The organism is Paenibacillus sp. CH40 (assembly GCF_024213605.1).
Taxonomy (GTDB): Bacteria; Bacillota; Bacilli; order Paenibacillales; family Paenibacillaceae; genus Paenibacillus; species Paenibacillus polymyxa_B.
In genome coordinates, this window is sequence record NZ_JANAVQ010000005.1 from 317,906 (window position 1) to 341,321 (window position 23,416).

Below are 23,416 nucleotides of genomic sequence, written 5' to 3' on the forward strand. Positions count from 1 at the left end.
ATAGGGGGAATTTTGCAATGCTGAAAAAGTGTTTTTCTTTACTTATTGTAACCGCTTTAATAATGTTGTTGGCCGCTTGCGGCAAAGGTGGTGAAGCTGGACAGAACGGGAATAAAAAGGTCACGTTAAAGATTATTCATTGGCAGCAGGAAAATATTAATAACTATATTAAGGAATTTAATAAAAAGTTTGAAGAGAAGTATCCCGATGTTCAGGTGGAGTATACGACGGTTCCTGCTGATTCAACTTATGATCAACTGATGCAAACGCGTATGAATGCTGGTTCGACCGGTGATGCAGACATTATTCCTCTGAAATTCAGCTTCGTAGGCGCACCGCAGGAATGGTCTAAGGGAGCAGCTGATCCGATGTGGAAGCAGTGGATTGAGGGAGGACTCATTGCAGATCTGTCGGATCAAGCTTTTATCAAAAACTATAATCCTACAGATGTCAAAAATGCCATGACCTATAACGACAAAGTATACGGTGTAAACATGGGAAAGGTGGCCCTGACAGGTCTGTTTTACAACAAAGAGATTTTTGAAAAATATAATCTTACTGTGCCGACGACATGGGACGAACTGGTAAATGTGATGAAGGTACTCAAGGATAATGGCGTAGAGCCGCTTGGTTTTGGCGGTAAGGATGTATGGCCTATTAACCTTGCTGTCCAAGGACTTCAAGCCTCTATCCATGATGATCAGCTGGAATATATCAAAGGGCTGTGGACAGGTAAGACGAAGCTGACAGACCCCGCCCAGCTTGAAGTGCTGGAAAAAACACAAGTTTTAATGAACAATGCCATTGGTGGATTTATGGGGATTGACTATGGAACCTTGCCAAGTTTGTTTGCTTCAGGGCGTGTAGCTATGATTGCGGATGGTACGTGGGATGCAACTACGATCCAGACAGCCAATCCAGAGCTGAAATTTGGTTATTTCCCGATTCCGGGCAGTAACGATCCAGCCAAAAATAAAAACCTTGCAGGCAAGTACGATATGACCTGGCTGGTATTGGATAAATCGCCAAACAAGGATTATGCGATCAAATGGCTTGAAATGCTCTCCGAGAAGCAGAACTATACCGATTTCGTGAACGCTGCTGGATTTTTGCCAACACAGTCTGATGTGAAGATAAGCAGCGACTTTGTAAATGAAATCCAGCCTTCACTGGAAAACTTCAAGCTCTCTTGGGATCAGCTGTTTATCAATCGTAAGAATGTTGGACAGTACATTAAGGAAGCCAGCGTACATGCGGAATTTTTGGCGCCTGCCGGTCCGTTAAAGACGCCTTTGGAGCTTGCCCAGAAATCTCAGGCAGACTGGGATGCGGCAGCCCCTAAATAAATCTATAGATTTTACAGGAGAACAAATGGGCAACTGCAAAGCTCCCATAATAATGTAAAAAGGTGTGAGACCCATGTATCCCTTCGGAAAGGGTGCGGCCCGGATATTGCCCTATCTTTTGCTGAGTATTCCGGTGCTGCTCTATTTGCTTCTTGGTTTTGGACCCTCTATGGTAACCGTGCTTTTTTCCTTTACAGATGCTACCGGGGTTCCGGGGCAGACGTGGCATTTTATCGGATTCGAGAATTACACGACCTTTTTCACCTCCTCCGACTCTGGAGATCGCATCGCTTCCATTGGCCGTTCCTTATATTTTGCCGTAGCGGTGGTTGTGATTCAAAATGCAGTAGGGCTGTTCATGGCCATCCTTATTAATAAAAAGCTCAAAGGGGATATGTTATATCGCTCTGTATTTTTCCTGCCGGTTGTGCTCGGGGTAACGGTATCCGGCCTGATCTGGCAACTGCTTGCCAATCCGCTTGGGGGTCCTGCGCAAGCCTTGATGAACTTTTTTGGAACCAGCTCCAACTTCTTCGGGGATTATGATATTGCATTTGAGTTAATTATTTTTGTGCAAATTTGGATGTACATGGGTTACTCGATGACTATTTTCTTAGCCGGACTCCAATCTATCCCCAGTGACTTATACGAAGCAGGGTATATGGACGGTGCCTCTGGATGGAAAGCGTTCAAAAATATTACTTTTCCGATGATTGCGCCTTCCTTTACCGTCAATATGCTGCTGTCCATTATCGGCGCATTGCAGACCTTTGACATTATTTATGTGCTGACAGGTGGTAAATTCAACACGACGACACTTGCGTTTGATGTATATGCAACTGCCTTTGGTACTGGGACGTCAGATTACGGCCTTGCTTCCGCAGTTGCTATGATCCAGTTCGTGTTCGTGTTTACGGTATCTATGATTGCCCTGTATTACTTACGTAGAAGAGAGGTGGAAATGTAATGAGCAGTACCAAAGGAGCCAAAATACTGAGCTACATTATCGTACTGCTCATGCTTTCGTTGTATGTGTTCCCGCTTTTCTACCTTTTTAATGTATCGATGAAGACTCAAAGTGAGTATCTGATGGACCCTGTAGCTCTAGCCAAGAGTATACGCTTGGAGAATTTCATGGATGCTTGGGAAAAAGGAAACTTCTCTCAATACATGTGGAACAGCATTTTGTATACAGGCGTATCTACGTTATTAACGCTGATTATATCCGTGTTTGCGGCTTTTCCGCTGGCGCGGGGATACGTTAAGTTCAGCACCTTCTTTTATGTGTTTTTCCTGATATCCATGTATCTCCCGAATCCGCTGATTCCGCAATTTGCTCTCATTAATAGCCTGGGACTTTACAATACCCAGCTTGGTTTTATTTTGCTGAAAACAACAGGTACCGGCATCGCTTTTCTGATGTTTGTGGGGTATATCAAGTCTGTCTCCCGAGAGCTGGATGAAGCGGCTGCCATGGACGGGTGCGGATATTCACGATATTTGTTTACAATTCTTGTCCCGCTGATGAAGCCGGTGTTGGCAACAGGCATTATTTTGACAGCTATAGGGGCGTGGAATGACATTATAGGTCCTACTATTTATTTGTCTGATCCTGCTTATCAGCCAGTGACCAAGGGATTGTTCTCCTTCTACGGACAATACATGAACAACTGGCCGCTGCTCGCTTGCGGCATTCTGATTGTTACACTACCGCTCGTTATTTTGTATATTTTCCTCCAGCGCTTTATTGTCGGCGGTGCAATGGCCGGAGCTGTGAAGTCTTGATTCCTGAAAGGATGATACCGAGTATGAGTGAGAATACCTATACATTCCCCACCACGTTTATGTGGGGAACTTCGACCTCTTCTTATCAAATTGAAGGTGGCGTGGATGAGGAAGGAAGAACGCCTTCTATTTGGGATACTTTCTGTCGAGCACCCGGGAAGGTGATAGGAGGGGACTGCGGAGATGTGGCTTGTGACCATTTTCACCGCTTTAAGGAAGACGTGCAATTAATGAAGCAACTGGGCTTTTTACATTACCGTTTTTCCGTGGCCTGGCCGCGCATTATTCCCGCACCCGGCGTAGTTAACGAACAGGGGTTGCTCTTCTATGAGCGTCTGCTGGATGAGATTGAGTCGGCCGGGCTAATTCCAATGCTGACGCTGTATCATTGGGATCTACCGCAGTGGATTGAGGACGAAGGCGGTTGGACGCAGCGAGAGATTATCCAACATTTTAAAACGTATGCTTCTGTAATCATGGATCGATTTGGACAGCGTATAAGCTGGTGGAATACGATAAATGAGCCCTACTGCGCCTCTATTTTGGGCTATGGCACAGGAGAGCATGCCCCCGGCCATGAGAACTGGAGGGAAGCCTTTACTGCCGCTCATCATATTCTGATGTGTCACGGGATAGCCATGAACTTACACAAGGAAAAGGGACTGACGGGCAACATCGGTATTACGCTGAACATGGAGCATGTCGATGCAGCCTCTGAACACCCCGAAGATGTAGCCGCTGCTGTCCGGCGGGATGGTTTTATTAATCGATGGTTTGCCGAACCATTGTTTAACGGGAAATACCCTGAGGATATGGTGGATTGGTACGGGGCGCACTTGAATGGATTGGATTTTGTACAGCCTGGTGATATGGAGCTGATTCAGCAGCCAGGGGATTTTTTGGGCATCAACTACTACGCCCGCAGTATCATTCGAGCGACTACAGACGCTTCGTTGCTTCAGGTCGAGCAGGTTTCCATAGAGGAACCGGTAACGGATATGGGATGGGAGATTCACCCTGAATCCTTTTATAAGCTGCTAACGCGGATTGAGAAGGATTTTTCCAAGGGATTACCCATCCTGATTACGGAAAACGGAGCAGCGATGAAGGACGAACTGGTGAATGGAAAGATTGAGGACATTGGACGTCAGTATTACATTGAGGAACATTTAAAGGCATGCCATCGCTTTATTGGGGAGGGAGGTCAGCTTAAGGGCTATTTTGTCTGGTCATTCCTCGATAACTTTGAATGGGCCTGGGGATACAGCAAACGTTTTGGTATTATACACATCAATTACGACACGCAGGAACGGACACCCAAACAAAGTGCGCTGTGGTTCAAGCAAGTGATGGCGAATAACGGGTTTTAAATAGAAAAGGGGTGCACGATGCAGCAGTATTATTTTGACGATCAAGGACGTTTTGTGATTGAGAATTATGCGCAGGCTAAGCCCTTTTCCAGTTTTCTACCCGGTATTGCTGGTGTTCAGGGAATTCCTCTGTGGGCGTATTACGTTAATCGTGGACAAGGAATTGCGAGCTTTGGTGTGGAGGATAAGAATGGAGCAATCATGGAGTTTTTTCCGGCCAACCGCAGCTATAGTCTCGTGCCGATACATGGCTTTCGAACGTTTTTAAAGGTGAAGATGCAGGGGGAGTGGAGCTATGTGGAGCCATTTTCGGCTGTGCATCCTGTGGAGCGTGAACAGCAAAAAATGCTGATATCCCGCCATATGCTAGAAATACACAGCTCTAATCCAGACACAGGGCTTGAGGTGCGTGTGCAATATTTCACACTTCCTCATGAAAGTTACGCTGCTTTGGTGCGCAAGGTGGAGATTGTCAATCATTCCGCTCAAGAGCTTGAACTGGAGGTGCTGGACGGCATGCCTGCCGTGCTGCCCTTCGGTATTGATAATGCGGCATACAAGGAGCTTGGACATACACTGAAAAGCTGGATGGATGTGTATAATCTCAACAATAGCATTCCTTACTATAAGGTACGTGGAAGTACAGCAGATACAAGTGAGATTCATCAAATTGAAGCGGGACATTTTATGTACAGCTTTGTGGAGGAGGAGGGCAAGACCAGGCTATTGAGTCCAATTGTCGATCCGTCCGTAATATTTGGTGAAAATACGGCACTGACCTTCCCGGATCGCTTTATCCAAAAACGCGTCGAAGACTTGGTTTCACAGCAGCCTGTGACGACGAATAAAGTGCCTTGTGGGTTTAGCGGCTACACAGCACGACTAGCAGCAGGTACTACCGTCAATCACTGTACGATCATCGGGCATGTGAATGATATTCACTCTATCAATGAACGGATTACGGAAATCGCAACCATGCCTTATATCGAGCGGAAGGCGGAGGAAGCCAAAGCGTTGATCGAAGAGTTGACGGATGAAATGGCAACGCGGACATCCATTCCATTATTTGACGAATACTGCCGTCAGAACTATCTGGATAACCTGTTACGTGGTGGTTATCCATTGCTGCTGGACAACGGCACTGAGCAACCGTTTGTATATCATGTATTTTCACGCAAGCATGGGGATCTGGAACGGGACTATAATTTCTTTAAGCTCCAGGCGGGATATTATTCTCAAGGAAATGGTAATTTTCGCGATGCAAACCAGAACCGGAGAAATGATGTGTGGTTTAACCCCGGCATAGGAGATTTCAATATCCGTTTGTTTATGAGCCTGATTCAGCCGGACGGCTATAATCCGCTTGTTGTAAAGGGGTGTAGCTTTCAAATACGAGAGCTGGAACCGTTGCTGGGACAGGTGGAGGTGGCAGATCATTTGTCTTTGCGTGCTTTTTTTCAATCGTCGTTCACCCCGGGTGAGCTGATTCAACATATCATTCATGACAACATCGCGCTAAAGCAAACGGTTGAGACGTTTGTAACCGAAGCTCTCAAGCATTCCGAACAATGCTATGAGGCTGATTTTGGTGAAGGTTTCTGGATCGACCATTGGACATATAACATGGATCTAATCGAAAGTTATCTAAGTATCTATCCAGACAAACAAGAGGAACTCTTGCTCGCGACCCGAGAGTACATGTATTACGACAGTCCGGCATGGGTACAGCCACGTCGAAACAAATACGTGCAGATGAAGGACGGACGTATCCGTCAGTACGGGGCGGTCGTAGAGAGCAAGGAGAAAGAAGCTCAGCTGCACGCCCGGGATCGTGATGTTCATTGGGTTCGAACCGAACATGGAAGCGGAGAGATTTATAAGTCAAATTTATATGAAAAACTGCTGTCATTGGCAGCCATCAAGCTGTCCACGCTGGACCCAGAGGGCTTGGGAATTGAAATGGAGGCGGGTAAGCCGGGATGGAATGATTCCATGAACGGACTTCCGGGGCTGTTTGCTTCTGGATTCAGTGAACTGTGTGAATTACAGCGACTTGTAAGATTTTTAATACATGCACAGGTGAAGCTTTCGGGCGATTCTGTGCTACGGTTGCCGCGAGAAGTTGCTAAGTTGATCCAACAGCTGAGGCTCGCAATGGAGGAATACTACCACGTTTCTGATGAGGCTGATTACAGGGATGAGAGCAAGGATTACAGCTTCTGGTCACGGATTTCGGATGCTAGAGAAGCGTACCGCGAATCGATTCGTTTTGGATTTGAAGGAACAGAAATACCACTAGCGTTTGAAGATGTACTGGTGTTTTTGCTCCAAGCTGAACGTAAACTCCAACAGGGGATGGATAAGGCTCTGCTTATCGGTGAGGGGATATACCCAACCTTCTTTTATTATGAAGCCAGAGAATTCGAGGTACAGGAGGATGACTGCGGGGGCAAGCTCGTAAACATACATTCCTTCGAACGTAAGGATACCCCATATTTTCTAGAGGGACCGACCCGGGCTATGAAAGTGGTTGGCGACATTGTAAATGGGCAGGAGCTATATCGGCAAATCAGGCAGAGCGGGCTTTACGACAGGAAGCTGGGTATGTATAAGGTGAATGAAAGTCTGGCGGGGCAGCCGTTTGAACTCGGTCGTTCCAGAGCTTTTACACCGGGTTGGCTGGAAAATGAATCTATATTTATGCATATGGAATATAAATATTTACTTGAGTGTTTAAAGGCGGGTCTATACACTGAGTTTTTTTCAGACATTAAAAAAGCGTTTCCGCCTTTTATGGACCCAGAGGTCTACGGGAGAAGCACGCTGGAGAACAGCTCCTTTATTGCTAGTATTGCTAATCCTGATGCAAGTTTGCATGGAACGGGATATATTGCGAGGCTGAGCGGATCTACGGCAGAATTTATTCATATGTGGTTATGGATGATGACGGGCGGGCAGCCGTTTGGGTATGATCATAGGGGACTATCCTTGGGACTGGAGCCCAAGCTGCCAGGCTGGCTGTTCACAGCTACAGGTGAGCTATCTTTCTGTTTTCTCGGAAGCTGCCAGGTGACTTATTTTAATACGGATCGTAAGGATACTTATGCACCGGAATGCAGAGTGACCCAATATGTACTGTATTACGTCAGTGGCGAAAAGAAGACGATATACCAGGCTGTATTAGATCAAAAAGAAGCGCAAGATGTGAGAGAGCGGTTGATTTCCCGTATCGAGGTATATTTGGGGACATAGCTCTATGAATTAAAGCCGTCATGCTGCCATAACAGAGCATAACGGCTTTTTAAGACTGCATAAATCCTTGTGTGAGGGGGAACTATGCTGAAATATCTTGCAAATCCAGTATAACAGGGCAGTGGTCACTGCCTGTAATATGGCAATCAATGCTCGCATCCATCAATAGCGGACGAAGTCTCTCCGAGACGAGGAAGTAATCAATCCGCCAGCCGATATTCCGTTCCCTCACCTTTGGCATGTAGGACCACCAGGAATAAACATCCGTCCGGTCAGGATAAAAGTATCTGAAGGTATCTATAAATCCGGCGTCTAGCAGCTGTGACATGCGTTCCCGTTCCTCAGGCGTGAATCCGGCATTTCCGTAGTTAGCCTTGGCATTTTTGAGGTCGATCTCCTGATGAGCTACGTTCAAGTCTCCACAAACGATGACAGGCTTCAAAGCATCCAGTTGTTGCAGGTAGCTGCGAAAACGGTCTTCCCATTCCAGTCTGTAGGGCAGTCGGGATAAGTCCCGTTTGGTATTCGGTGTGTACACATTGACGAGATAAAATTTTTCGAATTCCAGAGTAATGGTTCGGCCCTCTGGTTCTTCGTTTTCCTCAAGTCCATAATGCACAGAGAGCGGCTTGATTTTGGTGAAAATAGCCGTGCCGGAATATCCTTTTTTCTCAGCGTAATTCCAGTATTGTGTATATTCCTCCATGTTCTCCATGAGGATTTGACCTTCTTGAAGCTTCGTTTCCTGTACGCAAAAAATATCGGCATTTGTTTCTTTTAGATAAGTATAAAATCCTTTGGTCACACAGGCTCTTAAGCCGTTTACATTCCAAGATATTAATTTCATTTGTTAATCTCCTTGCTAATTCACGCGGTCAAGCGATGTGATTTGTATATCCTTTGTTGACATAAGCTTATAAATGTCTTCTAACTGGACTTCATAGGTTTTTCATCAAAATGGTCCTGAAATGGTGCAACATGATAGATGATAGCAATTTCTGCGTTTTTTTGAAAGAGTAGAGACTTGAAACCAGCGCCTAAAGTAGTGATGGGCAGACTAATCTTTCTACATTATTTATAATGAAAAAAAGCTCCCTTGCGGAAGCTATTTTTGGTGTAATTTATCAAGAGAGATACTCTCCCTATGGTCGGCTGCGAAGTATAGGCTAACGATACCGATGACCCGACGTTCCCCCGTGGTTTATCTCATGAGAACAAAAAAAGCCTCCATTATGGAGGCTTCTTGTTATGACGTCCCAGGAGGGATTCGAACCCCCGACCGACGGCTTAGAAGGCCGTTGCTCTATCCAGCTGAGCTACTGGGACATAAAATTCAAGCGAATATTAATATATCATATGGATAAAAGAAATTCAAGTCTTATTTTGCATATATCGCTTATTTAGGCTTTATACAGCATAAATTCTGAGTAGACGTAGTTTTTTTTGCCTTATAAAAGGGTATGTTAGAATACAGGTGAATATGTGTAAGACGAGTGGTTGGACTTCGGCTACTGTTTCTCATATAATCTACAAATACTTGAGCTTGCGAAGGAGAGGGGGTGCCTTGAATAAAGGACTCCAAGGTGACGACAAAAGAAAATAATATTGTATTGTTTCCGAAGACACTGGACTATTATCAAATTCAACTTACTGTGATGCTTGAAAACGAACGTTACGGAGAGGCGATGGCGATGCTGCGTTTTTTAATGCAGTGTCAGGGACAGGAGCAGAAGCAATACGATGAATGGAACGCTCTATTACAATGGCTGGAGGCTGCATTTCCACAGTACGCTGACAGCGGGGCGGTAACGGACGCTGTGGAAGAAGAGGTCAGTGAAGTAGAGTTAGCTCGCCGTCATGCACGCTTTAAGCAGGAGCAGGATGCAGGCTACAGCAACAAGCTGTTGCGGATGGCTATGGATGAACCCTTATCCGAACAGACGATTTTAGCGTTGGAGCAGTTGTCCTATCTGGAACTGCCAGAAATCGACGATGCCTTGCTTCGCTGGATTACGGAACGGGAAATCCATCCTTTACTTCAATTCCGTGTTCTACAGACAATGCGACGACGCGGAATGGAAGGGACGATAGAAATCAGACGGGGTGATGAACAAGCGGAAATCGACATTGAAACGGTTCCGTTACAGCCAGGTGATTTTCCAGAGTCTATTATGCGTATTTTGGAACGGGTGGCCGATCAAACTGAGGTGCACGAGCCTACACTATTCTATTTTGCACAGGAGCTGTGGTCACAGTTTGTGATGGCAGTATACGGTACGAAAGATTATAGATCAATGTTGGTGGAAGAGGACGGAATGCCGGATATTTGGGCTGCAGCACTCCATCAGACGGTTTCGGAAAGTTTGAACGGAAATAATAATGAGGAAGAAACTCGTGCTATATATGGCATTACAGATGCGCTTCGCTTCCGTTTTGAGCAAGCGTATCGGTCGATGCGACTATTCGTAGCGGCGGGAATGAACACTCCTTAATGACCGGAAACGTTTACCTGTGAAGCATTCAAAGGGCTGCTCTTGAAAAAGACAGTAATGTTAGATATACTATAGTGGTTATTTTGTGTGCGTTGATTGTAATGAAAACTAAGTGAAGATTTTGTTGGAGGGGAAAGCATAAAATGAAAGCAACTTGGGAGAAAATAGAGAAGAACCTTGGGGTTCTTGAAGTTGAGGTTGACGCGGATCGTGTAGCCGCTGCACTCGACAAAGCTTTTAATAAAGTGGCAAAACAAGTAAGTGTACCAGGATTCCGTAAAGGTAAAGTACCACGTCCTATCTTTGAAAAACGCTATGGTATTGAAAGTCTGTACCAGGATGCAATTGACATCCTGTTGCCAGAAGCTTACAGCCAAGCTGTAGAGCAAACAGACATCTTCCCGGTTGACAGCCCTGACGTTGAAATTGACCAATTTGCTAAAGGCGAATCTTTCAAATTCAAAGCAAAGGTTACTGTTAAACCTGAAGTGACTTTGGGCGATTACAAAGGCGTAGAAGTGCCTGTAAGCAAACTCGAAGTAAGCGACGAAGAACTGGCTCAAGAACTGGAGCGCCTGCAACAACGTCATGCTGAATTGGTTGTCGTTGATGAAGATGCTGCTCAATCCGGTGATACAGCTATTATTGACTTCGACGGTTCCGTGGATGGTGTACCATTCGAAGGCGGACAAGCTGAGAAGTATTCTTTGGAACTGGGCTCTAACACATTCATCCCTGGTTTTGAAGAGCAAGTGGTTGGTTTGCACACTGGCGATTCCAAGGACGTTGAAGTAACGTTCCCTGAGAACTACCATTCTGCTGACCTCGCTGGCAAACAAGCGGTATTCAAAGTGAAAGTTCACGAACTGAAACGCAAAGTTCTTCCTGAACTGGACGATGAATTTGCTAAAGATGTAAGCGAATTTGACACACTGGCTGAATTCAAGGAAGACTTGAAAAAGCAATTGTTGGATCGTAAGGAAAACGAAGCTAAAGCAGCCCGCGAGGGTGCTGTAGTGGAGAAAGTTGCTGAGAATGCAACAATCGACATTCCTGAAGCAATGGTGAAGAGCGAAGTGCAAAACATGGTTCGCGATTTCGACAACCGTTTGCGTAGCCAAGGTATGAACCTTGAAATGTTCCTCGGATTCTCTGGTCAAAGCAAGGAAGACCTGGAAGAGCAAATGAAAGCTGATGCTGAGAAGCGCGTACGTAACAACCTCGTGCTGGAGCAAGTGGCTAAAGCAGAAAACATCGAAGTTTCCGAAGCGGAAATTGATGAAGAACTGAAAAACATGGCTGAAGCTTACAAACGTTCAGTTGAGGAAATCCGCAGCATTCTGGAAGGTAACGGCTCGTTCGCTAACCTGAAAGAAGAAATTTCACTGCGCAAAACGATTGCTTTGTTGGTGGAAAACAGCAAAGAAGTAGAAGCGCCAGTTGAAGCTGCTGAATAATTCAGACGATAAAATATACGGAGTATGCTGTAACAAGCTACAACGTAGCAATTAGATAGGGATAAGGCACGTAGTGAAAGTTACGTGCCTTATTTTTACCTTTGGTAACCCAAATTTTAGTCGTTTATGGAAAGTGCTGTGAGTCGTGTTTTTTTGTTTTACATAAGTCACTACCGTATATTTGCACATACATACGAAACATGGTTAAATATGAGAAGGTCTCGGCAGAGTGTACTGTAAACAGCCCGCACTGCATATATGAGCGCATGCAAATATGACACGAGACTCTGAACATGTTAAAATATTTTGTAAGGTGTTCACGTTTCATGCTTGCTGCTTCCGTTTTAATGGGACATAAGGAAGCGGATGAATACAGGTGTTCATTTTAATAAAGAAAAGAGGTTGGTCGTGATGAGTCTCGTCCCTATGGTTGTGGAACAAACGAATCGAGGAGAACGATCTTACGATATTTACTCGCGGTTACTTAAGGATCGTATTATTTTCCTAAGTGGCCCGATTGATGACGATGTCGCCAATCTCGTCATTGCACAGTTATTGTTCCTTTCTGCGGAAGATCCAGAGAAGGATATTAATTTGTACATTAACTCGCCAGGCGGTTCTGTAACTGCGGGCATGGGTATATATGATACAATGCAATTCATTAAGCCGGACGTATCGACGATCTGTGTAGGCATGGCTGCAAGTATGGGTTCGTTGCTGCTCACAGCGGGTGCGCCAGGCAAGAGATACGCGCTTACCAACAGTGAAGTCATGATCCATCAGCCGCTCGGTGGCATTCAAGGGCAAGCCTCCGATATGCTGATTCATGCGGACTGGATTATCAAAACACGTGCTAAGCTGAATCAAATCTATGTAGAGCGTACGGGTCAGCCCCTCGAAAAAATCGAACGTGATACTGACCGGGATTTCTTCATGGAAGCGGAAGAGGCAAAAGCATACGGTATCATTGACCAGGTGCTGTCTAAACCGATTAATCTGTAAAGGGGTGGCTCTATGTTTAAATTTAATGATGAAAAAGGACAATTGAAATGTTCTTTCTGCGGTAAATCTCAGGATCAGGTTCGCAAGCTTGTTGCTGGACCGGGCGTATATATATGTGACGAATGCATTGAGTTGTGCACAGAGATTGTAGAAGAGGAATTGGGTCATGAAGAAGAAGTAGATCTGAAAGACATTCCGAAACCAATGCAAATCCGTGACATTCTGGACCAATATGTCATTGGTCAGGATCAAGCGAAAAAATCGTTGTCTGTAGCGGTATATAATCACTACAAACGTATTAATACTCAAAACAAAATTGATGATGTGGAACTGCAAAAAAGTAACATTTTGATGCTTGGACCTACAGGTTCGGGTAAAACGTTGCTTGCGCAAACCATGGCTAAAATTTTGAACGTTCCTTTTGCTATCGCAGATGCCACTTCCCTTACGGAAGCAGGTTATGTGGGTGAAGACGTTGAAAATATTTTGCTGAAACTGATTCAAGCTGCCGATTATGATGTGGAAAAAGCCGAACGCGGCATTATCTACATTGACGAAATTGATAAAGTAGCCCGCAAATCCGAAAACCCGTCCATTACGCGTGACGTATCGGGTGAAGGTGTACAGCAGGCGTTGCTTAAGATTTTGGAAGGCACAGTTGCTTCTGTACCTCCGCAAGGCGGTCGCAAGCATCCACATCAAGAGTTCATTCAAATTGACACCACGAATATCCTGTTCATTTGCGGTGGTGCCTTTGATGGTCTGGAGCAAATGATCAAACGCCGTATCGGTAAAAAGGTTATCGGCTTCAACGCTACTAGCGAACAAAAAGATCTGAAACCAGGCGAATATACTTCAATGGTATTGCCTGAGGATCTTTTGAAATTCGGCCTGATTCCGGAATTTGTAGGACGCTTGCCAGTAATTTCTACGCTGGAGCCGCTTGATGAGAACACATTGGTTCGTATTCTGTCCGAACCGAAAAATGCGTTAACCAAGCAATACCAGAAGCTGCTTGAGCTTGATAATGTGCAACTGGAGTTTAAGCAAGATGCTCTGGAAGCCATTGCTCGTGAAGCGATCAAGCGTAACACGGGTGCCCGTGGCCTTCGTGCGATCATCGAAGGTATTATGCTGGACGTAATGTATGAGGTTCCTTCCCGTGAGGATGTGACTACTTGCGTCATCAATGAGCAGGTTGTAAAAGACAAAATTGCACCGGAACTCGGTGGTACAGATAAGGATAAAAAACAAGAAGAGAGCGCCTAAGGATTGATACTTCGCGATCTCTAAAACATGAGAAGCCGGATCTCCACTTCACTAAACCTGTATGAGGTTTTAAGGGGTGGAGGTTTGGTGTTAATGGGAGAGAAAAGTACATGTTCTTAAGACAAGACACACGTCCCGTTAAAGTCGGGAATCTGACGATTGGCGGCAGCAATGAAGTCATCATCCAAAGTATGTGTACAACCAAAACAGCAGATGTGGAAGCGACTGTAGCCGAGATTCTTCGCTTGGAAGAAGCTGGATGTCAACTGGTGCGGGTTACCGTCAACAATGAGGAAGCTGCCGCAGCCATTAAGGAAATAAAAAAACGGATTCATATTCCGTTGGTTGCAGATATTCACTTTAATCACAAGCTGGCTCTACTGGCAATTGAAAATGGAATTGATAAGGTTCGCATTAATCCAGGTAACATTGGACGACGTGAAAAAGTGGAAGCTGTCGTGAAGGCATGTAAGGAAAAAGGGATTCCGATTCGGATTGGTGTGAACGCCGGATCATTGGAACAGCATTTACTGGATAAGTATGGCTACCCTACGCCAGAAGCGATGGTAGAAAGCGCACTGTATCATATCGGAATACTGGAAGAACTTGATTTCCATGACATTATCGTGTCACTGAAGGCGTCTGATGTTCCTATGGCGATTGCAGCTTATACGAAGGCCGCTGAAATTATTAAGTACCCGCTCCATCTGGGTATTACAGAAGCGGGTACACTCTTTACTGGTACGGTTAAAAGCGCGGCAGGTATGGGTGCTTTGCTGGCCTCAGGCATCGGCTCTACAATGCGTATTTCGCTCAGTGCCGATCCGGTGGAAGAAGTGAAGGTAGCACGTGAGTTGCTCAAGACATTTGGATTGATCACAAACGCAGCTACACTAATTTCTTGTCCGACTTGTGGACGTCTGGATATAGATCTGTTCTCTATTGCCAACGAGGTGGAGGACTACATTGCAAAACTCAAGGTACCGATTAAAGTATCAGTACTGGGTTGTGCAGTAAATGGCCCGGGTGAAGCGAAGGAAGCTGATATCGGAATTGCTGGGGCACGCGGTGAAGGCCTTTTGTTCCGTTATGGAAAAATGATTCGCAAAGTACCAGAGGCTGATATGGTCGACGAATTGAAAAAAGAAATTGATATCATCGTCAAGGCTTATGAGGAAACAGGGAAAATCCCTGGACGTGAAGAACGTCATACCGCCGAGAAGGTGTAGGCAAAGCAGTTATATAAAGAGGCATAGTCATAATCTATTGTCATCATTTAAACGCCGTGGAGAGCAGCTCTGCTACAGAACTGTTCTTCACGGCGTTTTTGTATTTCTCTCTGATCTTTTGAAAGACCGCCGTTTAGCTATCGCGGAAAAGGAAATACTGTTTTTCATAGAGCGGCATTTTTCAAATTGCTGAGATGAGAAACGGAGGAAATACGATGGACTTGACTATGATTTTGTTATTGGTGCAAATGTTTTTCGGGATTGTAATTGGTCTGTATTTCTGGAACCTCCTGCGGAGCCAGAAAACGAACCGTAGTGCGGTGGATCGGGAATCCCGCAAGGAATTGGATAAGCTGCGCAAATTGCGCTCTATTTCACTTACTAAGCCGTTGGCTGAACGCACACGTCCTGCCACATTACAGGATATCGTGGGTCAGAAGGACGGACTGCGCGCACTCAAGGCAGCGTTATGTAGTGCGAATCCGCAGCATGTCATTATTTATGGCCCGCCAGGTGTAGGGAAGACGGCTGCTGCACGCGTGGTGCTGGAAGAGGCTAAGAAGAATCTGTCCTCCCCGTTCAAGGGAGATGCCAAATTCACGGAGATTGATGCTACGACGGCCCGCTTTGACGAGCGTGGTATTGCGGACCCGCTGATAGGTTCAGTGCATGATCCAATCTATCAAGGGGCAGGAGCGATGGGGGTGGCGGGAATCCCGCAGCCTAAGCCCGGAGCTGTGACGAAGGCGCATGGGGGTATGCTGTTCATTGATGAGATTGGTGAGCTGCATCCAACGCAGATGAATAAACTGTTGAAAGTACTGGAGGATCGCAAGGTATTTTTGGAGAGTGCGTATTACAACTCGGAAGATTCGAACACTCCTGCTTATATCCACGATATTTTCCAAAACGGTTTGCCAGCCGATTTTCGTTTGGTAGGTGCGACGACCCGTTCGCCGCATGAACTGCCACCTGCGATTCGCTCCCGGTGCATGGAGATTTATTTCCGTGCCTTGCAGCCACAGGAGATTGCTCGTATTGCAGAGGATGCTGTCCACAAGCTAGGCTTTGGCCCTTGCCCTGAGGCGGTAGAAGTTGTACAGCGTTACGCAACGAACGGTCGGGAAGCGGTCAATATGATCCAGCTGGCTGCTGGTTTGGCACTTACCGAGAAAAGGGAGCGTCTCAATGCTTCCGACGTGGAATGGGTGGCGGGCAGCAGTCAAATTCAACCACGTCCTGACCGAAAAATACCGGGCTTGCCGCAAATCGGATTCGTTAACGGATTAGCTGTATATGGCCCGAACATGGGGATGCTGCTGGAAATTGAAGTTACAGCAGTTCCGGTTCCTGAGGGAAAGGGAATTTATAATATTACGGGGGTCGTGGATGAGGAAGAAATTGGAGGTGGGTCCCGCACGCTGCGCCGTAAGAGCATGGCTAAAGGTTCTGTGGAAAATGTTTTAACCGTTTTGCGTACGCTCGGCTTGTCTCCATCGAATTACGATTTGCATATCAATTTCCCTGGGGGTACGCCAGTAGATGGCCCGTCCGCAGGAATTGCGATGGCAACAGCCATTGCTTCCGCGATGCGGGGAATTCCGGTGGATCATGAAATTGCTATGACTGGCGAAGTTAGCATCCATGGTCGTGTCAAACCGATTGGTGGTGTATTAGCCAAGGTTGAAGCGGCTTTTCAGGCTGGAGCCAAAAAGGTGATCATTCCGCAGGACAACTGGCAAGCTCTTTTTGACGGTATTGAGGGTTTAAAAGTCATTCCTGTACAGTCAGTTACCGAAGTGTTCCGACATGTGTTTGGGGAAGAAATGACGTCAGATTTGCCTGTGCATGCGCCAATTGAGACTTTTCGCCCATCCCAATCTTCCTTGTTACAGGCTGATGGAACGCATAACGGGACGATATCAGATACAGGATCTTGCTAATGAACCACCCTTTCATTGGTTTTTTCATAAAACATTTGATAAAATATGAAAGATAACAACGTGAGGATTGTAAAATCCGGAACCTGAGAATCACTGGAGGTGCGAAAGCGATGGGACCCACCAAGACAAAAGGTCGTCGTTTTCCTTTGCTGCCTTTAAGAGGACTTCTGGTCTACCCGAGCATGGTTCTGCATCTCGATGTGGGCCGGGAAAAATCGGTCAAGGCTTTGGAAAAAGCGATGGTTGAAGACAATTTGATTCTCCTGTGTTCTCAATCAGAAGTAAATATTGAAGAACCTACACAAGAGGACATCTTTCGAGTCGGCACGGTAGCCAAGGTACGCCAGATGCTCAAGCTTCCTAATGGAACCATTCGAGTATTGGTGGAAGGGCTGGAACGCGCCGAGATTATTCAATATACGGACAATGAAGAATATTACGAGGTAATGGCGAAGGAGCTGCACGAGGCAGAAAACGTACAGCCTGAGACGGATGCGCTTATGCGTACTGTATTAACTCAGTTCGAGCATTATATCAACTTGTCCAAAAAGGTAACACCGGAGACTCTCGCTGCGGTATCCGATATTGAGGAGCCGGGACGGCTTGCAGACGTGATCACAAGTCATCTAACGCTCAAAATTAAGGAAAAGCAGGATATACTGGAGACCGTCGACGTTACTCAGCGTCTGGAGAAGCTTCTGGATATTTTGAACAATGAGCGTGAAGTACTGGAGCTGGAACGTAAAATCAACCAGCGTGTGAAGAAGCAAATGGAGAAGACGCAGAAGGAGTATTATCTGCGTGAACAAATGAAGGCGATTCAAAAGGAACTTGGCGAGAAGGAAGGCCGCGCAGGAGAAGTTGAAGAACTGCGCAACCAGCTAAGTGAACTGGAGCTACCTGTTCCGGTGAAGGAGAAGGTCGAAAAGGAAATCGATCGTCTGGAAAAAATGCCGGCAAGCTCTGCCGAGGGTGGCGTCATCCGTAATTATGTTGATTGGTTGTTAAGCTTGCCGTGGAACAAGTTTACGGATGATGATCTGGATATCGTCAAAGCTGAAGAGGTACTCAATAACGACCACTACGGACTCGATAAACCCAAGGAACGTGTATTGGAGTATTTGGCTGTGCGTAAGCTGGTGAAGACCATTAAGGGACCGATTCTGTGTCTCGTAGGCCCGCCAGGGGTCGGCAAGACCTCGTTGGCCCGTTCGATTGCCAAATCCATGGGTCGGGAATTTGTCCGCATTTCTCTCGGAGGTGTGCGGGATGAAGCGGAAATCCGTGGTCACCGCCGGACTTATGTTGGCGCGATGCCGGGGCGGATCATTCAAGGGATGAAGACCGCAGGAACGTCTAATCCGGTATTTTTGCTGGATGAGATTGATAAAATGGCTTCCGATTTTCGGGGGGATCCATCGGCAGCATTGCTCGAAGTGCTTGATCCTGAACAAAACAATACGTTCAGTGACCATTTTGTCGAGCTGCCGTTTGATCTGTCCAATGTGATGTTTGTAACGACAGCCAATGCTGCACACAACATCCCGCGTCCGCTAATGGACCGTATGGAGACACTCTATATTCCAGGCTACACCGAACTGGAGAAGCTGGAAATCGCCAACCGGTACCTATTGCCCAAGCAGAAGAGAGAGCATGGCTTGAACGAGGAACAGTTGGTCATCGGGGAGGATACGCTCCTGCGTGTCATTCGTGAATATACCCGTGAATCCGGTGTGCGGAATCTAGAACAGCAAATGGCTTCTCTGTGCCGCAAGGCAGCGAAGTCCGTTGTATCTGGTGGCGAAGGGCCGATTCAAATCACACCGGATAATCTGAAGGATTATCTGGGTATCGCTAAATTCCGTTACGGTGTTGCAGAACTGGAGGATCAGATCGGTACGGTTACAGGCTTGGCATGGACAGAGGTCGGTGGTGAAACACTGATGATTGAAGTGACGGTCGTACCTGGTAGTGGTAAACTGATTCTTACGGGTAAACTGGGAGACGTTATGAAGGAATCTGCCCAGGCGGCATTCAGCTACACTCGTTCGAAAGCAGTTGATCTGGGCATTGAACTGGACTTTTATGAGAAAAATGATATCCACATTCATATTCCTGAGGGTGCGATTCCGAAGGATGGCCCATCTGCGGGAATTACTATTGCTACCGCATTAATTTCAGCTTTGACCAACCGTCATGTATCCAAGGATGTAGCTATGACGGGCGAAATTACTTTGCGCGGCCGAGTATTGCCGATTGGTGGTTTGAAAGAGAAGTCGCTGGCTGCCCATCGGGCAGGCTACAAAAAAATTCTGCTTCCCAAAGATAATGAACGGGATTTGAAGGATATTCCCGACAGTATCCGGCAGGATGTTGAATTTGTCCCCGTTGCCCATATGGATCAGGTGCTAAAGCATGCTTTGGTTGAGCAGGCAAGGGTACATTAGAGAGGAATTAAGAACACAATGAAAGTAACAAAAGCAGAATTTATAATAAGTGCGGTTGGCCCTGATCAGTTTCCTGTGGACGCTTTGCCAGAGATTGCTCTGGCGGGGCGCTCCAATGTAGGAAAGTCTTCACTGATTAATCGGTTGATTAACCGTAAAAATTTGGCGCGTACCAGTTCTACGCCAGGTAAAACCCAGCAACTCAATTATTACCGGATTAATGATGACCTCTATTTTGTCGATTTTCCCGGTTATGGTTATGCCAAGGTATCCAAAACGTCCCGCAAGGCTTGGGGGCAGATGATTGAGTCTTATTTGCTGGAGCGTGAGCCACTCAAACTGGTGCTTCAAATGGTAGATTTGCGTCATCCGCCGTCCAAGGACGATATCATGATGCACGATTGGCTGCGCCATCACGGGCTTCCAGTCTGCGTTGTAGGCACTAAGGCAGATAAAATCCCTAAAACGCGGCGAGAAAAGCATTATAAGGTAATCAAGCAGGAACTCGGAATACTTCCCGGGGGATTGTTTATCCCCTTTTCATCCGAAGAAGGTATGGGCAAGGAAGAGCTGTGGTCTGTCATCTCCAGCTATATAGAGAATGACGACGAAGAGCAGACGGAATTGTAAGGTTAGGGACGTCCTTGAGGGCGTCCTTTTTTCATGATTCGGGCTTCATAAAATATTAAACTCACTAAAATGGTGGGAATAATATATAATAACTAAAGGAACTCGTGGAATTTAAGTAGAAGAGTGAGGATATGGGGTATAATGCAGTCTCAACCCTATCATTTTCCGTTTATTTCCGATGTATGGCGGAAATTTATGATTTGATGTGCAAGAAAAGCGTTGTAGGTCTGATGTATAATAAAGCATAAAGCTTAAACTTATAGGTCAGGAAAGAATTGAGGAGATTGGTATGGCTCAGCGGTTAGCCACAGAGTATGTTAAAACCACTTTGACCTTGTCGGAAACTCAAATGGACGAATTTTTGCGGGCAGTGGATGATCCCCAGGTGCATTACTATATTAAAGTTCTAGATAACGGAAGACAGGAAATCGTTCTGGAGCATAGTGCGGGTGAGGAAGTTCATTTGTTTTTTGAAGCCCAAGAGGGAGCGTTTGTGTGTGAATTGACTTGCCGCTTAATTCATCCGCAACTAACCCTGTTTATACGCAAACTTTTTGTTCGTTTTAAGGGCGAAGGCATCGTTTACCGAATGTATCAAGGATTCACTATGGTGTATTTTTATAATGAAGGTACGGTTCGTAAAATTATGGAGAAGAATGCCGTAGGCTCCAGGCTGGTATTTGAATATAAAAATACGGTTCAGGAACTGCAACAGCTTTTTCAGCATCAGAACGTCGAAAATGAAATATCAGACGTATATCATCTCATTAATTCGTTGCTTGACCAGCGGAATTTGGCGCGTACTTTCTCGGAGTTGGAACAGATTGACCACAAGCTTCGAATGAGTTGCTCGAAATTATTTGTACTGGAAGCCTAATAAGGCATGAATACAAGGAATGAATCGTTATGCAGTGTAGTCCCTTTCTTTACCGAAAGGGGCTTTTTTATTCCAAAAAAATGATTGCATTTGCTTCACATAGATGTTATTTTTAATCTCGTTGAAAATGAATATAGGAACCAGGATTCACTCAGGACATTGAATGTTGCGAGAGGTTATTCCCTCGGGAAGTGAATGACGTAGGTCCTAGCGGATGAAATTTTTTCAAACATTTTATTCCTAGGAAGGGGGAACCGAAAGATGGAATTGGAGTACTCAACTTTCGGAAGACACGTTGCCGTAGATACTTGGGGTGTTGAGTTTGAATTACTGAATGATGCGCAGTTTTTGGAGGCTCAATTAGTTGAAGCAGCTGAAGCTTGCGGAGCAACGGTGATGTCCGTTCAATCCAAGCAATTCGAACCACAGGGAGCTACCGTGCTTGTACTGTTGTCGGAGAGTCATCTCTCTATTCATACGTATCCTGAGAGAGGATTTGCCGCTATTGATTGTTATACTTGCGGTGAGACTGTCGATCCGCAGCTAGCTATTGATTACCTGGTATCCGTTCTAAAACCGAAAAAAACATATGCGAAGAAGCTGATTCGCGGCTTGGGAGAACTTCAGGTGGAATCACCGGAGTGCAAGCTGGCCGAGTTGGTGTAAATCGTTCTTTTATGGAGCCATTTGTGCGTCCTATATTATAACCATGGAACATTTCCATGGTTATTTGTTTTAAAAGTGGTTTACACTAAATCAAATCCTACAGAACGTGCTAGATATTCATGAACGCCATCCAATTTTCATAAACAATTCATAAAACAGCCGGAGGACATTCGGACTTCTGTGATATAATTAACATAGTTTATGATAACAGTGGTTATTCTTATTACAGTTTAGGCAGGTGAATTTGCAATGCACATCGTCGTTGTTGGGTTGAATTATCGTACGGCGCCTGTGGAAGTCAGAGAGCGTTTTACATTTGCAGAAGAAGATTTGCCAAAAGCGCTGGAACAACTCAAACTTACCAAAAGTGTGTTGGAGGGCGTAGTTGTCGCAACCTGCAATCGGACTGAAATATATGTTGTGGTGGACCGCCTTCACATGTGCGGTTATTTTATACGCAGTTTTATGGAGCAATGGTTTGGCATTCCGCGTGATCAATTTACACAACATTTATATATATATGAGGACGAGCAGGCGATTCGGCATTTGTTCCGTGTGACTTGTGGCCTTGATTCTATGGTAATCGGAGAAACACAAATTTTGGGACAGGTAAAGAACGCTTTTCTTCAGGCTCAATCCCAGAAAATTACGGCAACGTGGTTTAATATGTTGTTTAAGCAGGCCGTCACATTGGGCAAGCGTGCCCATTCGGAGACGTCTATTGGAGAAAGTGCCGTATCTGTCAGCTATGCAGCAGTTGAGCTGGGCAAACGGATTTTCGGGATGTTTACCGATAAAAAGGTACTGATTCTCGGTGCTGGTAAAATGAGCGAGCTTACTGTTAAGCATTTGTACAGCGGTGGAGCAGCTGAGGTTATTGTAGCAAACCGAACCCTGTCCCGTGCGGAAGACCTTGCCTCCAAGTTCCATGGAACGCCGGTTACGATGGAGGAAGGCATGAATCGGTTGGCGGATGTGGATATTGTCATTAGCTCGACAGGTGCCCAGGGTTATATTCTGGATCGGACTCGGGTTGAAGCAAGTATGAAACGTCGACAGTCCCGTCCTTTGTTTATGATTGATATTGCGGTTCCGCGTGATCTCGACCCGGCTATTGGTGAATTACAGAATGTTTTCCTGTACGATATTGATGATCTGGAAGGGATCGTGGAGAGCAATTTGGAAATGCGCCGTACCGAAGCTACAAAAATCGAGCATATGATCGAAGATGAGCTTAGCGAGTTTTATCAATGGTTGAAAACGATGGGAGTGCGTCCGGTGATTCGTGCATTACAGGAAAAAGCGGAGTCTGTACATCAGGATACGTTGGAAAGCTTGTTCAATAAGCTTCCTGAGCTGGATGAACGGCAACGCAAAGTGATTAGTCGCTTGACGAAAAGTATGCTGAATCAGATGATGCATGATCCGATCAATCGGGTAAAAGAACTGGCTGTTCAAAAGCAGGGAAATGAGGCCCTAGACATGTTTAGCCATATTTTTGCTCTGGAGGATCGTTTGGATGACGCCGCTCAGAAAGTAGATAAAAGCGATGCATCTGCGTTAATGAAACCGGAAGCCGGTGTTCATGAAAAAACCGTTCAGGCTCAGGCTTTGCCAGCGTCGTTTGCGCCGGCCAGCCTGTAAAGGTGGG

17 protein-coding genes and 1 tRNA gene are annotated in these 23,416 nt (G+C 45.8%); 16 read left to right on the plus strand and 2 right to left on the minus strand.

Translation table 11 applies throughout. The features are described 5' to 3' along the window. Window positions 1-17 precede the first annotated feature (17 nt). The 5 genes from NLX73_RS17405 to NLX73_RS17425 all read left to right on the plus strand — a co-directional run bounded on the left by NLX73_RS17405 (window position 18) and on the right by NLX73_RS17425 (window position 7,753). On the plus strand, window positions 18-1,346 hold the full coding sequence (locus tag NLX73_RS17405) for an ABC transporter substrate-binding protein (protein ID WP_254326819.1): 1,329 nt from the start codon (window positions 18-20) through the stop codon (window positions 1,344-1,346). A 73-nt stretch (window positions 1,347-1,419) separates the two neighbouring features. Next, window positions 1,420-2,313, plus strand: a complete 894-nt coding sequence (locus NLX73_RS17410) for a carbohydrate ABC transporter permease (protein ID WP_254326820.1) — start codon at window positions 1,420-1,422, stop codon at window positions 2,311-2,313. Further along, window positions 2,313-3,131: a carbohydrate ABC transporter permease gene (locus tag NLX73_RS17415; protein WP_025721486.1), complete on the plus strand. Its 819-nt coding sequence runs from the start codon at window positions 2,313-2,315 to the stop codon at window positions 3,129-3,131. The genes NLX73_RS17410 and NLX73_RS17415 overlap by 1 nt, the downstream gene beginning before the upstream one ends. Window positions 3,132-3,154: 23 nt before the next feature. Next, a complete protein-coding gene (locus NLX73_RS17420) occupies window positions 3,155-4,501 on the plus strand; it encodes a GH1 family beta-glucosidase (protein WP_254326821.1) in 1,347 nt (448 codons plus the stop codon). An 18-nt stretch (window positions 4,502-4,519) separates the two neighbouring features. Next, entirely contained in the window at window positions 4,520-7,753 is a 3,234-nt protein-coding gene (locus tag NLX73_RS17425; RefSeq protein WP_254326822.1) for a cellobiose phosphorylase, read from the plus strand. Window positions 7,754-7,835: 82 nt separating this feature from the next. Here NLX73_RS17425 and NLX73_RS17430 read toward each other — a convergent pair whose 3' ends face one another. Then, a complete protein-coding gene (locus NLX73_RS17430) occupies window positions 7,836-8,600 on the minus strand; it encodes an exodeoxyribonuclease III (protein WP_220025865.1) in 765 nt (254 codons plus the stop codon). Window positions 8,601-9,005: 405 nt separating this feature from the next. Then, window positions 9,006-9,079: transfer RNA gene (locus NLX73_RS17435), tRNA-Arg, on the minus strand. A 257-nt stretch (window positions 9,080-9,336) separates the two neighbouring features. Here NLX73_RS17435 and NLX73_RS17440 point away from each other — a divergent pair. From NLX73_RS17440 to hemA, 11 genes are all read left to right on the plus strand, one after another. Further along, complete coding sequence (locus NLX73_RS17440; RefSeq protein WP_254326823.1) at window positions 9,337-10,245, plus strand: hypothetical protein; 909 nt, start codon at window positions 9,337-9,339, stop codon at window positions 10,243-10,245. A 143-nt stretch (window positions 10,246-10,388) separates the two neighbouring features. Further along, window positions 10,389-11,702: a trigger factor gene (gene tig / locus NLX73_RS17445; protein WP_028541569.1), complete on the plus strand. Its 1,314-nt coding sequence runs from the start codon at window positions 10,389-10,391 to the stop codon at window positions 11,700-11,702. 411 nt (window positions 11,703-12,113) lie between these two features. Beyond that, complete coding sequence (gene clpP, locus NLX73_RS17450; RefSeq protein WP_016324659.1) at window positions 12,114-12,704, plus strand: ATP-dependent Clp endopeptidase proteolytic subunit ClpP; 591 nt, start codon at window positions 12,114-12,116, stop codon at window positions 12,702-12,704. A 12-nt stretch (window positions 12,705-12,716) separates the two neighbouring features. Continuing rightward, window positions 12,717-13,973, plus strand: coding sequence for an ATP-dependent protease ATP-binding subunit ClpX (clpX, locus tag NLX73_RS17455; RefSeq protein WP_013311623.1), 1,257 nt, complete (start codon window positions 12,717-12,719; stop codon window positions 13,971-13,973). Window positions 13,974-14,083: 110 nt separating this feature from the next. After that, a complete protein-coding gene (ispG, locus tag NLX73_RS17460) occupies window positions 14,084-15,202 on the plus strand; it encodes a flavodoxin-dependent (E)-4-hydroxy-3-methylbut-2-enyl-diphosphate synthase (RefSeq protein ID WP_025718670.1) in 1,119 nt (372 codons plus the stop codon). Window positions 15,203-15,417: 215 nt separating this feature from the next. Continuing rightward, on the plus strand, window positions 15,418-17,145 hold the full coding sequence (lonB, locus tag NLX73_RS17465) for an ATP-dependent protease LonB (protein ID WP_061828822.1): 1,728 nt from the start codon (window positions 15,418-15,420) through the stop codon (window positions 17,143-17,145). Between the two features lie 110 nt (window positions 17,146-17,255). Then, a complete protein-coding gene (gene lon, locus NLX73_RS17470; RefSeq protein ID WP_061828821.1) occupies window positions 17,256-19,592 on the plus strand; it encodes an endopeptidase La in 2,337 nt (778 codons plus the stop codon). A gap of 18 nt (window positions 19,593-19,610) precedes the next feature. Beyond that, the gene (gene yihA / locus NLX73_RS17475) at window positions 19,611-20,222 is read left to right on the plus strand and encodes a ribosome biogenesis GTP-binding protein YihA/YsxC (RefSeq protein ID WP_061828820.1); all 612 of its coding nucleotides are present in this window, start codon (window positions 19,611-19,613) and stop codon (window positions 20,220-20,222) included. 289 nt (window positions 20,223-20,511) lie between these two features. Then, window positions 20,512-21,099 carry a non-ribosomal peptide synthetase module gene (locus NLX73_RS17480; protein ID WP_254326824.1) on the plus strand — a complete coding sequence of 196 codons (588 nt, stop codon included), beginning with the start codon at window positions 20,512-20,514 and terminating at the stop codon, window positions 21,097-21,099. Between the two features lie 267 nt (window positions 21,100-21,366). Next, on the plus strand, window positions 21,367-21,765 hold the full coding sequence (speD, locus tag NLX73_RS17485; RefSeq protein ID WP_025365654.1) for an adenosylmethionine decarboxylase: 399 nt from the start codon (window positions 21,367-21,369) through the stop codon (window positions 21,763-21,765). Window positions 21,766-22,014: 249 nt separating this feature from the next. Continuing rightward, window positions 22,015-23,409, plus strand: a complete 1,395-nt coding sequence (gene hemA / locus NLX73_RS17490) for a glutamyl-tRNA reductase (RefSeq protein ID WP_069290219.1) — start codon at window positions 22,015-22,017, stop codon at window positions 23,407-23,409. Window positions 23,410-23,416 lie beyond the last annotated feature (7 nt).